Here is a 14,799-nt window from a genome sequence, read left to right as displayed (position 1 = left end):
TTTTTTTGTTTTTAAAGTGTGTCAATATTTGTGTCAATAAGAATTAATATAAATCTTTCTTATTGAGACTCGGCAAAAGGATTTAATATTTTATTGAATATTATAATTAAATCTGTCTATAAAACAAAACCTCTCATGATGAGAGGTTTTGTTTTTTAATTGAATTCAAAGTTCATTTAAGGAGAAGGTATTGTAGTAGTCAATCTTGCTTCGTTTTCAATCTCTTTTACAATAATATTATTACCTCATTGAATCTAAAAGTATGAACTAACCCAATAATAACGCCTTTATTATATACCCACTCCGGCAATTTCAATCTTTAAACCATGTGGTACATTAGGAATAGAAATCTGCGGTCTCTTCCGTATGGTTTCAATCGCACCTTCAAAAATTTCCTATTCCAACGGTGGAAACAAAGTTTCGTAACCACTAATAGAAGTAACATTTTGTACCACATCCCAATTAAAGTGATATTTGTTAAATGCTGCTTCACTTGAAATATATGTTAATTTATTTCCTTCTCTAAAGTAAACATAGCCATTAGTAACATTACGAATCAAACCATTATCAATGAATAAAGGCGAGCCTATTGGATAACCTGATAGTGCAGTCGCTTCTTGAAAGCTAGAAACTGTATATGTAAATGGTTTTGAAGAAAACAATCCGTCCCATGTAGCTTGAGAATCAATATGTCTTAATTCTCCTTTATAGCCCCACATATAGAATTGAACTCCATTTTGTACCACTTTAATAAATTGTCCTTCAAAATAATATCCACTTTTAAAATTTGTCTGGTCTGCTTTTGACTGGAATTTGTTCTGCTGTGTCACTTCACTTGTGTTTAGAGAATCGTTTGAACAGCTTGTAATTGCAAACGCCGCAAATATTGTTGCCGTAAGTAAAATCTTTGTTTTCATATATTTTTATTTTGTCGAACAAAAATAAAAAATATATCTCACATTAGGGATTATTATTTAAAATAAATATTCCCACTTTACAGGTGGGAAATGTTTATAAGTTGTTGTAGAGAATTAGTTAACACCTAAATTGTCAAAAAGATAAGCAAAACCCTTAGTCGTTCATGACAATTACTTTTTGTACAATAAAAAGGATTTAATATTTTATTGAATATGATAATAAAGTCTACTCTATAAAATAAAAACCTCTCATGATGAGAGGTAAACTTACTGAGAATAACACGTGTTATTTCTTTGCTAAAATTACACGGTAATTTGCCAATAATTCATGATCTTAATCATAACAAAAAAGTCCCCATATTTCTACGGGGACTAAAAACTAATAACCATGAAAACTCAATTAAACATGAGAATCAGTACAAATATATTGATTTATTTTATTTAATATCGTGATCGTGGTCTATAATTTGTTGCGATTTTTCGTAAATTTTTCACACAATAATGATTAAATTTGCATAAACTATTATCATGACATTCAACGAAGCAGTAAAACACAAAAAGAACATTTTAAAAAATTCAAGCGAATTCACAAAAACTCTTTACGATTATATTATCATTCCGGCTCAGAAAGAAGAGGGTTTAAAATACATCGACGAATTCCGTAAATCTCCGTCCTCATTTCTTGATGAAAGCTGCAAGGCCTATAGCAGCGATTCTAACTTCAAAGTATTTTTATTTGCTAAAAATCAAGATTAGAAAAAATAATACTTCTGTTTGAGAATATCTAAAGGTATTCGTAAAATAATAGAATATTATTAATAGAAAAATCCCCGTATTTCTACGAGGATTAAAAACTAATAACCATGAAAACTCAAATTAAACATGAGTGACTGCAAATGTATGAAATGTCTGCTTTACGTGTGTCTATTAGCGATATTAATTCAATCAATTAACAAAATTTAGTATAGATTAAAAAAGAGTTAAGAACATAAGAAGTGGAAACATTTTTAATATTTAAGTAAAAATCATACTTCCAGCTTATCATGGAATCTTTATAAAATAGTAAAATTCAAAACTGTAAGTTTAAAAATATAATAACTGTTAAAGTTTATATCAAATAAAAAAATAAGCTCTCATTTCTGAGAGCTTATTCTATTGTAAATTATCAATTAATAATTATTCTTTGATAAATTTCTTCTGAGCAGTTCCCTTCACATCATCAATATCAATTACATAAACTCCATTGATTAATGCATGTACATCAATCTTGTTATTTAAGATAATTCCTGATGATACAATCTGTCCTGCAGAATTGTAGATCTTATAATTAGCTCTTTGGCTAACGTTTTTAACATTTAATACTATTTTCACCGGATTAGGGTAAATCAATATATCAGTCTGATTGATCGGATTTGGAATAATCGGCTTAGAAATTCTTACTGTGTAGTCTTCTACTTCTCCTGTCGGGAAGCTTGCACAATTCACAGGAATTCCATCTTTCTGCATTGCTACTCTCATCACAACATATTTAAAATCTGTCATGCTGATGAATGCGTCTGCAGGTACAGAAAACGTTCCGCTTACTGTCTGATCAGCATTTGATCCATCAACCAATATTCTTTCGTTAATATCAAAATATCCGTTTCTGTTAAAGTCGATCCAAACAGCAACTCCAGCGCTTGCGTTACCCGTAAGTTTTTTATCGATAGTGATTTTATTGTTCGCAGAACCTTGGATCAATTCGATAAATTTCGGAGCAACACCTGTATAATCCGTATAGTTTGATGCATTAGAAGCATTTATCATTTCAGGTTTACCATTTGGAGTAACTGTCACTTTTGAAATATATTCAGAAGATGAAGTTGTAGACTTCACTTGGCAATATACTATTGTTGGTGTAGTAAACAAATATGGCTGAGTATAAGTACCCGGAGTTCCGCTACAAATGTTCGCCACCTGCATTTCGTACTGTGTTAATTCCAACAAACCTGTTAATGTAATAGTATTCGTATTAGAAGTAACTGTAGTCCAACTCGGAATACCTACTTTTCTATATCTTAAGATATATGTCGCACCAGGGAAAGGATCCCAAGTTACTTCAGCTGTAGTTGTAGTAAGGTTTGTAATAGTTAATCCCGGAGGAGCAATATCACAAGTTCTTTCTGTAGTAAATACTTTAGGGTTAGACCAAGTGTTTAATGTAGTTTCATTATCACACATGTTAGCAACCTGAACTTCATATGTAGTATAAACATTTAATCCGGCAAGAGTATAAGTGTTTGCAGGAGCTAAAGGCAAAGGAATATTTGCGCTCCATCCAGCATTTCCACTTCCTACAATTCTATATCTTAAGAAGTAATGCGAACTCGCTGCCAATGGTGACCAAGTAATCAATGCTGATGTCGTAGTGATATTACTAACTGTTACATTTGGAGGTGTAGGATCACATCTTGTAGTGAATAACTTCGGTGTAGCAGTACCTTCAACATTATTACAAACAGCAACTACCATTACTTCATATGTTGTAGCAGGATCTAAACCTGTTGTCATCACATAACTTGTTGTAGGTGGTGCTATTACCACAGATGAATTTGGCCATCCTGTAGTTCCTTGTTTTCTCCAATATACTTTATAACCAAGATTGTCTAGAGAAGCTGTCCAATGTACAGTTGCAGCATTGTGAGTAACTGTATCAACAAACACGTTAGTTGGTGCCACAGTGGAACAAGGTCTGATAATAAATGTAAAGTCTACATAATTACCGTAAGGAGCAGATCCACATGGAGTTATAGTACCAATATAAGATGTTGCAAATCGTGCTCTATAAGAACCTGAAGGGTGACCTACAGAACTAATCGGCGCATTCGTAACCGAATTGACATAACTACCTGAATAATATACTTGCTCAGTAGCAGGATCAAATACCATATCATTGTTCCAGTCGATCCATATATAATAATAATATGTACTTGTACCGGCATTCATTGAAACGTTTGCTGTACCTCCTGGCAATACCGAGAAGCTTGTAGCAGAGTTGTTTACATATGCACTGTATGATGTTGCTGTATATGCTAGATTAGTAAAACCATTAGTAGATGTAATAGTCTTCAAAAAATATGATGTTGAAGAAGAACCTCCTGTCGGAACACAGTAATTGGTATAAACCGTACGTGGACCAGACCAATAGCTAAGATCAGAACCACTACATCTTGCTCTTACCCAAATATAATATGTTGTACTAGGAGCTAATCCGGCTATTAACTGACTTGGTCCTGTTACACCTGTATATTGAGGAGTAGTTCCTGCAGTAGGAGCCACACCTGTTGTGTTATAATAAACGTCATAACCACCTGCAGGTGCCGGAGTTGGGATCGTCCATTGTATTGTCGTACTTGTCGTTGTTGTGTTTAACACGGTTAGACCTGTAGGAGGCAAACATGTAGGAGGAGCAACAACAGATAATGTAAAATCTACATAGTTTCCATAAGGTGAAGGTCCACAAGCCGTATTAGTCCCAATATAAGAAGACGATGTACGAACTTTGTAGTTTCCTAATGCCTGTCCTGCAGGTATTGCAATAGTTGCAGTTCCGGTTGCAGTATATGTTGTTGTAGCTAAAATAGTTTCACCCGGATCATTAAAGTCAAGATCATTATTCCAGTCAATCCATACATAGTAATAATATGTACCTGCACCTGCTGAAGCCAGATTAGTAACTACACTAAACCCAGGTGAGCTCATTACAACTCCAGGTGAGTTTACATAAGCCTGGTATGAAGATGCTGTATAGGCAAGGTTTGTCCACCCTCCGGTAGTTGTAACATTATTTAAATAATAACTCGTTGAAGATGTACCTCCGGTAGGAAGACAATGTCCCGTGTATACAGTGATTGGTCCTATCAATGAACTACTGGTACTAGCACTACATTTTGCTTTAATCCATACATAATAACTTGTAGCCGGAGACAATCCTGGAATTGTATAACTTGTAGTCGTTCCTGCAATACCCGTAATTTGTGGTGTACCTGGAGGAGTTGTTGTAGTACTATAATATATATCGTAGCCATTCGCTGGTGGTGTAGAAGGTGTAGCCCAACTAACCGAGGCACTTGTAGTGGTCATTCCTGTAGAAACAAAACCAGACGGCCCAAAGCAAGATGGCGGAGTCCACGTGTAGGTAAGACCATTCGTTGGCATTCCCGGAGTAGCTGCAGTGGTATTCAAGGCTTGCGAGCTAGTGTTTGCTGTTCCTGCTGCTGAATTCGTAAATAAAACAGAGGTAGCATTAAGTCTATTATTAAAGTCAGCATTCGTAGCACCTCTCAATCCTATTTGTGCAGTACCGCTTACAGAAGTACTTCCTACCAGATATGATCCGTTCTTATATACTACAGCAATAGTATTTGTAGTTTCTCTAAGTCTTATTTGAAAAGACAGGGTATAAACACTTGTTGTAGATGTAGAATAAGCAGCTCTGAAATCTGTCCATTGTATCACAATTTCCCTGTTAGGAGCAGTTCCAACAACCCCCCAACTGATATTACCCGTTGTAGATGCAATGTTAAAAACAGAGTTTAAATCTTTTCCTAATGCAGATACAGCACCTACATAGCCTTCTGTACTCGAAATCGGACTATAAGTAGAAGTTCCGGGTGTAGTAGCTCCGAAGGTAATAAAACCATTTGTCGAAACATTTATAGAAGTATAATTAGTTCCATTAAATGAAACACCAAACGGAAGAGCTACAGGATAAATGACATCATCTAATGAAGCAGCACCTGTATTCCCAGTTGCAGTTACCAGTACCGTCGCTGTACTTGGCAAAGGAGTATAAGTTCCTGCAGACTGTGCAAAGCTGTAAGAACTTACTTGTGCATTCATGATATATGAAAGCGCCAAGAAAAAAAATAGTAGAATTTTCTTCATGTTACTAAATATTAGATCCTCTAAGGATCTGAAAGTTATAAATTTTAATTAAAGAATAATCTTTTGAATTTACTCTGTACAAAAGATTAAGATTGTCACAAACTTGAAAAAAAGTAAAAAAATTCACCATAGGCTATAATTTAATATTAGTTACTGCAAATCTAATTCGTTTTTTAATAATTTATAGTATAAATCGCAATGTTTTTTATAGAAATTTTCTCATTTTTTAATAGAGAATTTACTGAAACTCGACTATATACATATTTAAAACAAACGTTTAATATTAAATTTTATTATATAATTGAAAGTTTTGAGAATAAAGCAATCAGTTTATTCGCCAATAGGTCATTTCGATTTCTTAACTAAAAGTGTATTAAGCAGTTTAAAAACTTTTAATTTATTATTATTTAATATTTTTTCCGTAAATTATCATTACTTCTACATCATACAATTGATTTTCTAAAAAAATATTTTCTATGTAAATTTTTAACAGATTTTTTAACAGATATAAAAAGGCCTCCTAAAAAGGAGACCTAAACACAAATGATGAAAAAAGATTTTTATAAATAGAATTATCTATAATTTCTTAAGTAAAATTAATTCGAGCAGTGCTTTTATTTTTATGAATCAGATCATATTCTTGCAAACTTTCATAAAATTCATAATCTTATATATTCAGGAATAACACATCAAAAAAATTCTAGCCAGTTTATTATTAAAACATCAGTTCTGTTTTATAACATTCTAAAAAACACTTCAAAACACTGATATACAGTCTGTTTAAATAAAACACTATCATCAACTAACATTAATCTTATAGAAATAATTCTATAAAATACTAATTATTTTTTAAAAAAGCATTGATCTGGATCATAAGATTTCAACATTATGTTAAATAAATTTGCTTAACAATTAAATCAAACAAAAGTGAATAAAGTATCCGTACTAATTGCAAATTATAACAATGGAAAGTATTTCAGAGATTGTTATGAATCAGTTATTTCACAGAGCTATGAAAATTGGGAAGTAATTATTGTAGATGATTGTTCAACAGATGATTCTGTAAAACTTATCAAAGAATTGATAAAAGATGACGTTCGTTTTAAATTGTATCAAAATGAATCCAACAAAGGTTGTGGATATACCAAAAGAAAATGTATAGATCTCGCAACAGGGGATTTTTGCGCCTTCTTAGATCCTGATGATGCGCTGTATTATTATTCGCTCGAATGTTCAATGGATGAATTCCAAAAAACAAACAAAATTGTAGCAACCTATTCACAATTAATATTTTGTGATGAAAAACTAAATCCGATAGAAATATTTTCCAAGATAAAACAAATCAATAATAACAGATTTTTTTTCAATAGCCCTATTCAGCTTTCAGCATTTTTTGTATTCAAAAAAGAGGCTTATCTGCAAACCTGCGGAATCAATCCAAACCTTAAAAATGCAGTAGACCAGGATCTTTATTTAAAATTACTGGAAGTTGGTGACGCAAAATTTATTGATGAAGTATTGTACAAATACAGACTTCACAACAATGGAATTTCTCAGCATACATCAAAACAAAGTGCAAAAGAGTCATTCTCAAGAGTCATCCATCAGGCAATGAAAAGGCGAAAAATTACCTCAATCAATAATATACCTGTTCCGGAAACATTTACAACATCCGATGAAATTTACAATCTATTAAATTACCAGACAAAAATACCTTATAGATTAATGAATAGAATAAAATCTACATTAAATATTTAACATTTCAAATGAAAGTTCCTCATTTTGAGGAACTTTCTTACTATTCATAGTATTAAAAAAATTCAGCCTCATTTAATATATTAAGATGATATATAAGCCGAATTATCTATTCAAAAGACAGTAATTTTTGATATAAACAAAAAATGGTCTCCTTTGCAGGAGACCGTAAAAACACAAATGATGAAAAAAATCTATTCAGAGTGCTCTGAACAGAGTCGTTATGCAGCAATAAAGCCACTATATTTTGTCCTACACATTCCACTTCGGAAATCGTTGTAGTATAAAACCCATTAATAATCTTCTTTTTAAGAAGTCGATAGAGTCCAAAGATAACAACCATTAATGAGATGACAAAATAGTTTGTATTAAAATTAAAAAAAAGTGGAAATCTTATATAATTATATTTCGTTTCAAAATTTCTAGGTTTTAAATTTTAGCATTATTTGATGAATATTTTTAACTTAAATCTCTAATTTTAGATATATTTTTAATTATTAATGACAAATATTTATGACATATTAGATAAAATATTATATAGCTTTATTAATAAAAACAAAACCAATTAGTCACAAAAATATCTACTAATCAAATACTTACATATAACAAATCATTATTAATCGGAATAATAATCAAATACAATTCACTTTATTTAGAATTAATATAAATTATTATTATTTCATGTTTTTGTGATTTACGAATAATATTTATTATTACATTTGATAAAAAGATAAATGATTTGGAAAGAAAAGTTTGTTTTATAGTAATATTATCATTCTCACAATTTATATTTTCACAACAGTTTAAAGTAACGGGAAAAGTTATTAATAAAAAAAATGATATAATTGAATTTGCGGAAGTATTATTAATGTCGAAAGATTCAACTATTATAAAAAACGAACTTTCTGATGAAAAGGGATTATTTTCTATAAATACAGAAAATGGCGCTTATATATTACAGATAAAAAGACTCAAAGATATTGTCTACACAAAAAATATTGAAATAAACAAAAATGTAGACTTAGGAAATATCACTATTGAAAATATTCAGGATATAAAAGAAGTTGTTTTAAATAGTAGAAAAAAGTTAATTGAAAGAAAAGTTGACAGATTGGTGTTTAATGTAGAAAATTCTATATCTGCAACAGGTGGAGATGCAACAGATGCTTTAAGAAACACTCCTAACATTAGAGTTCAAAATGAGCAAATCTCTATGATTGGTAAAAATGGAATGTCTTTAATGATTGACGACAGAATGGTACAATTATCCGGTGAGGAACTTATAAATTTCTTAAGAACCATTAAATCTGACGACATAAAAAGTATAGAAGTAATAACCAATCCACCAGCAAAATATGATGCAGAAGGAAACAGCGGAATTGTAAATATCAAATTAAAAAAAGCGGAAAAAAATAGCATAAGCGGAAATTTAAAATCCTCATATACGCAGGCAACGTACGCTTTAGGAAATATTGGAGGAGGTTTAAATTACCAAAAAGGTAAGCTGACTGTAACTTCCAATATAAATTATTCGAACGGAAGTTTTGCACCATATCAGGAATATACACTTAGCTACCCCAATTACACATGGTTTGAAACCAACAGAACAAGAAGTTTTCAAAACAGTTTAAGCGGGAGACTCGCACTGGATTATCAGGTGAGTAAAAAAACTACAATGGGAATTGAATACATGGGGGCATTAAGCAAACCTCTCCGTAAAGGAAATAATACCTCTCATATATATAATAGTATAAAAACATTAGACTCATTAGTCATAACACCATCAAGAATTGAAATGAATAGAAGAACACACTCATTAAACCTTCATTCTGTAACCAAACTAGACAGTTTGGGGAAACAATTCTCTGTGGATGTAGATTACTTTAAGTATATCTCTGACACGAATAATGATTTTAATACCAATACTTTTTTGCCTGATAATACACCTGTTTTCAACAGATATATTGCAGCCAGCAACATAAGCAATCAAAATGTAGATATCTATTCAGCAAAGATGGATTACGAATTTCCTCTGCAGTGGGCAAATTTATCTTTTGGGGCTAAAGTTTCTTTTATTAATAATAATAGCGGAGCATCATATTTTGACACAACAAATATGGTTTCTGTCTTTGATCCTACAAAGAGTAATATATTCAATTATAAAGAAAATACACAGGCTGTATATTTCTCAGGGCTTAAGAACCTTTCTGAAAAATGGGATATTCAGCTAGGTTTAAGATTAGAAAATACACAAACCAAAGGTTATTCAGAAACTGTAAATGAAACCACTAAAAACAATTATACTAAGCTCTTCCCTACTTTTTACCTGACCTATAAAGCCAATGAAAACAGCACTTTCGGATTAAATTATAATAAAAGAATCGACAGACCGGGATATTCTAAACTGAACCCATTCAGGTTTTACTCTTCCTCTTATAATTATTCCGAAGGAAACCCTTTCTTACAACCATTTTTTACAGATAATATCGAGTTTTCACATATCTATAAAAATTTCTACACAGCAATATATGGCAGTTATTTAAAGAATGGTATTGATGAAGTTACTTATGTTTCTAATGGCAGTATTTCACAAATTGTAAAACCAAATAATTTTTATGATCAAAAAACAGTTGGTCTGATTGAAAGTTTTACCTTTAATAAACTTACATTTTGGGAAAGCAATAATCAACTGAACGTTTATTATTCTAAAACGACCTCCGAAATATTAAATACAGTTCCAAATATCGACAATTGGACAATGTCTTTCAACTCTAATAACAGCTTTAATTTAAATAAATCAAAAACAATAAAAGTTGAACTTAACTTTAATTACCAATCCCCTTCCGTAGCAGGAAGTTACAAATTGTCGAGCTTTTATTATTTCGATACTGGTTTTAAATTCCTTTTCCTTAAAAATAAGCTTCAGACAGCTGTGAATTTCATGGACATTTTCAGAACCAACAAAACAACTTTCACTCAAATTGTAAGCGGAATAAAACAGGAAAATTATAATTATTCGGATACACAAAAATTCAGAATATCTGTAGTATGGAATTTCGGAAAAGCAATAAAAACAGAGAAAAAGCAACGAAGCAACGAAGAAGAAAAAACCAGGACAACATAAAATAGATTTAAGCATTGAGTATTTTGTAGTGCGCAATACGAAGGAAAGATGATTTAGATAAATAACTTGCAAGTGACCACCAACTCCGGATTTAATGTGTGTAAACTTTAATCCAATTAAATCAAATTAAAAATTTTAATATCATGAAAAAATTCTTTTTAAAAAACAGAGATTTAGAATCATTAAAGTCAAACGTTTCTAAATTAGAAAATCCAGCATTGAAAAATGCAGTTTTAGATACTTTATCAACTAATGATAAATTAGGAGGAGGAGTAGGTGAAATTTCTTACAGCAGAGTTCTTTGGGGTAAAGCTACTTGGTCTAAAGTAGTAGTACTTGAGCCATCTATAGAGTAAAAATAACTCTCGCTTATATAAAAATTTAGAGGTTGTTGAATTTATCTTCAACCTCTTTTTTACCTAAAAACTAAATACCTATGAAAATTGAAAGTATCGTTGTAAAAATTGCAAGTCGATGCAATATCAACTGTACATATTGCTATATGTACAATCACGAAGATAAATCTTATCTTAAACAGCCAAAATTTATTTCTGAGGAAACAACAACAGCTTTTGTCAACAGACTTCTTGAGCATGCCATTGAAGATGACGTAAAGATTTTCAATATCTGCCTTCACGGTGGCGAACCGTTATTATTAGGAAAGAAAAGACTTTTAGAATTTATAGAAAAATTTAATGTTTTAAAAGAAAATAATATAGGGGTAGATTTTACCATGCAAACCAACGGATTGTTAATAAATGATGATTGGTGCCAAACTTTTAAAGAAAACAAAATTGGTGTAGGAGTAAGTTTGGACGGTCCCAAAGAAATTAATGACATCTACAGAGTAGACCATCAGAACAAAGGTACTTTCGATAGAATATTAAAAGGAATCAACAGTCTTCGAAAAAACAATCTGCCTGTCGGAACACTTTCTGTGATGAATCTTCATGCAGATCCTGAATATCTTTATGAGTCTTTTAAAAACATGGAAATCTCAAATATGGATATTCTTTTCATGGATCTGAACTATGACAATTACAATAGTTTTATGGATGAAGTAAATTATACAATGTCGGAATGGTATATTCAGCTTTTCGATTTATGGTTTAATGATCCTTCAAAAAAAATCAGCTTTAGGTTATTTGATAATTTTATTGGAAATATATTAGGTGGCAATACTTCTGCAGACATGGTAGGAACAGCAGAAAAAAGTGTAATGGTATTGGAAACCAATGGAGATATGGAGCCGGTAGATTCATTAAAAATCTGTGGAGAATCATTTACAAAAAGAAATTATAATGTAAATGATAATAAGATCATTGATCTTGCTCAAAATGATATTATTTATTTGTACTACAAAAGTGGAACTTATGTATCCAGAAAATGCCAGGCTTGCCCGATATTGGAAATCTGCGGTGGCGGATATTTAACACATAGATATTCTTCTGCTAATGGCTTTAACAATCCTTCTGTATATTGTGATGATCTGCTGAGACTGATTACACATATTCAAAACAGGGTAATAGATAATCTTCCAGATGAAATATTAGAAGCTACCGGAATGCAGAAGCTTACCTATGAAAATGCTCTACAAATTATAGAAGAAACCTTGCCCGCAGTTCCTGAACCTGAATACACAGAATTATTAGAAAGTTTCCGTAAGTTAGAATATGAGAAAGTCATTTAAGAAATTTCCTTTTTTTCAACAATTAGATAGTCAGGATTGTGGTTTTACATGTCTTAAAATGATCAGTGAATATTATGGAATCCATATTGATAATTCTAATTCTGTACTTACTGAAGCTAATCTCTTAAAACAAGGAATTTCTGTTACTAACCTTAATGAAACAGCTCAGGCACTAGGATACAAAACACTAGTTGTACAACTTGATTTTGATAAAGCACTGGAAAATGCACCTGTTCCTGCAATATTTTTTTGGGATCAGGTACATTTTGTTGTAGTCTATAAAATTGAAAAAGATAAAGTATATGTTGCGGACCCTGCTTTCGGAAAAACAATTTACTCCAAAGAAGAATTTTTAAAAGGCTGGACGCAAGGAACTCAAGAAGGAATCATCTTGTTACTCGAACCTACTGAAAAATTATCTGAAAATAATTATACAATAAAAAAAGAAAAAGGAAGCCTGAAATATGTCACACAATATCTAAAAAAACACAAGGTTCAGCTAGCTCTCATTGCAGTAACTTTATTGATATCTTCATGTATTGAACTTATTTTCCCTTTTTTTACACAAAAAATTATAGACAAAGGAGTTGCACTAAAAAATGTATCATATATTTATTTGATTCTAATTGCACAGATCATCGTTTTTATCAGTAGAATTGGTCTAGAATTTTACCGTTCATGGTTATTCATTCATATCAGTAGCAGAATAAGTCTTTCTATTATTTCTGATTTCCTTGTTAAATTAATGAAATTACCATTGAAGTTTTTCAGCAGTAAAAATATCGGTGACCTTACACAAAGAATTCAGGATCATAAAAGAATCGAAGAATTTTTATCAAAAGATTTGATCCAGACTGTATTTTCAATATTTAGCATTATTATTTACGCATTTATTTTACTCTATTTTAATACTACTATATTTTTAATCATTTTAGCAGGTACAGTTTTAGAACTTATCTGGATATTCCGTTTTTTGAAAAAAATTAAAATCTTAGATCAAAAAACCTTCACTTTACAAGCAAAGGATCAAAATAAAATTTATGAGTTAATTAACTCCATGCAGGAAATTAAGCTTAATAATTTGGAAGATGATAAAAGAAATGACTGGCAAAAAATTCAGAAAAATATATATCTGAATAATATTGATAAGCTAAAAATTGATCAGCAATATGAAAGCTATAAATTCATCAGCTTTTTTCAGACAATATTAGTTATTTTCGTTGCATCAATATCTATTATGAATGGAGAATTATCCATTGGAAGTATGCTTGCCATCATGTTTATTATTGGGGGTATTAATGGCCCTATTGGTCAACTTATCAACTTTGTATTACAATATCAATTGGTAAAAATAAGCTTTGAAAGATTAAATGAAATTCATAATAAACCAGACGAAGAAAATATCAGTAAATATTCTGATCTTACCGAAATAAAAGATATTGTTATTCAGGATGTAAATTTCTCTTATGACAATTCAAATTATATTTTAAAAAATATTTCTTTAGATATACCGAAAGGCAAAACAACTGCAATTGTTGGTGTAAGCGGAAGTGGAAAAACTACATTATTAAAATTACTTTTAAAATTTTATAAGCCATTAGATGGAAACATCTTTTTAAATAATATGAATTTACAAGAAGTAGACAATACAATATGGCGCGACAAATGCGGTGTAATTCTTCAGGATAGTTTTATTTTTTCAGACACGATTGCATACAACATAGCCCTGCAAGAAAAACCAGATCAAGAAAAATTAACTCAAGCTTTAAAACTTGCAAATATTAATGAATTTATAGAAAGACTTCCTCTAAAATTAAATACAATAATCGGAACAGAAGGAATAGGAATCAGCCAGGGACAAAAGCAAAGAATCTTAATTGCCAGAGCAATATATAAAAATCCGGATTATCTGTTTTTTGATGAAGCAACTAATTCATTAGATGCAAAAAATGAAAGAATAATTGTAGAAAATATTGATACCTATTTCAAAAATAAAACAATGATTGTTGTCGCGCACAGACTTTCTACGGTAAAAAATGCTGATCAGATTGTAGTAGTGGATAATGGCAAAATCATTGAAAAAGGCAATCATGAAGAGCTAATTAAACACAACGGAAAATATTTCGAACTTATACAGAATCAACTAGAGTTAGGATCCTAATTATGAAAAATACAAAAGAAAATGAAGACTTGATGGGAAAAATCCCAAACTATTTTACGTTTTTAGGGATTATTTTATCTCTTTTTAGCCTGATAGCAATATGCTTTGCATTTAAAGTTTTATTCTTATAAAATAAAAACAAACCCCGATCAACATTATGATTTCCCTCAACAAATCAGTTTTTTAATATTTTTTTAGATTTTTTAACATTACTTAACTAAAACTT

General features: G+C 30.8%; 8 protein-coding genes. 6 read left to right on the top strand and 2 right to left on the bottom strand.

What is annotated here, in order from left to right; translation table 11 throughout:
- Window positions 1–395 precede the first annotated feature (395 nt).
- The gene (locus ABD745_RS01705; RefSeq protein ID WP_344824221.1) at window positions 396–917 is read right to left on the bottom strand and encodes a hypothetical protein; all 522 of its coding nucleotides are present in this window, start codon (window positions 915–917) and stop codon (window positions 396–398) included.
- Between the two features lie 528 nt (window positions 918–1,445).
- Here ABD745_RS01705 and ABD745_RS01700 point away from each other — a divergent pair.
- A complete protein-coding gene (locus ABD745_RS01700) occupies window positions 1,446–1,673 on the top strand; it encodes a hypothetical protein (protein WP_344824218.1) in 228 nt (75 codons plus the stop codon).
- A gap of 420 nt (window positions 1,674–2,093) precedes the next feature.
- On the opposite strand, the gene ABD745_RS01695 is transcribed toward ABD745_RS01700, so the two are convergent.
- A complete protein-coding gene (locus tag ABD745_RS01695) occupies window positions 2,094–5,843 on the bottom strand; it encodes a fibronectin type III domain-containing protein (protein WP_344824215.1) in 3,750 nt (1,249 codons plus the stop codon).
- A 927-nt stretch (window positions 5,844–6,770) separates the two neighbouring features.
- On the opposite strand from ABD745_RS01695, the gene ABD745_RS01690 reads away from it, so the two are divergent.
- The 5 genes from ABD745_RS01690 (at window position 6,771) to ABD745_RS01670 (ending at window position 14,573) form a co-directional block, all read left to right on the top strand.
- Window positions 6,771–7,601, top strand: a complete 831-nt coding sequence (locus ABD745_RS01690; RefSeq protein WP_344824212.1) for a glycosyltransferase family 2 protein — start codon at window positions 6,771–6,773, stop codon at window positions 7,599–7,601.
- A 736-nt stretch (window positions 7,602–8,337) separates the two neighbouring features.
- Entirely contained in the window at window positions 8,338–10,722 is a 2,385-nt protein-coding gene (locus ABD745_RS01685) for a TonB-dependent receptor domain-containing protein (RefSeq protein WP_344824209.1), read from the top strand.
- Between the two features lie 143 nt (window positions 10,723–10,865).
- The gene (locus ABD745_RS01680) at window positions 10,866–11,078 is read left to right on the top strand and encodes a hypothetical protein (protein ID WP_344824206.1); all 213 of its coding nucleotides are present in this window, start codon (window positions 10,866–10,868) and stop codon (window positions 11,076–11,078) included.
- An 80-nt stretch (window positions 11,079–11,158) separates the two neighbouring features.
- Window positions 11,159–12,412 (top strand): radical SAM protein, encoded by a 1,254-nt coding sequence (locus ABD745_RS01675; protein ID WP_344824203.1) that lies wholly within the window; start codon window positions 11,159–11,161, stop codon window positions 12,410–12,412.
- Window positions 12,396–14,573 carry a peptidase domain-containing ABC transporter gene (locus ABD745_RS01670; protein WP_344824201.1) on the top strand — a complete coding sequence of 726 codons (2,178 nt, stop codon included), beginning with the start codon at window positions 12,396–12,398 and terminating at the stop codon, window positions 14,571–14,573. Before ABD745_RS01675 ends, ABD745_RS01670 begins: the two co-directional genes overlap by 17 nt.
- Window positions 14,574–14,799 lie beyond the last annotated feature (226 nt).

This window comes from Chryseobacterium ginsenosidimutans (genome assembly GCF_039536845.1).
Taxonomy (GTDB): domain Bacteria; phylum Bacteroidota; class Bacteroidia; order Flavobacteriales; family Weeksellaceae; genus Chryseobacterium; species Chryseobacterium ginsenosidimutans_B.
This window is presented reverse-complemented; position numbering and strand designations above follow the sequence as displayed.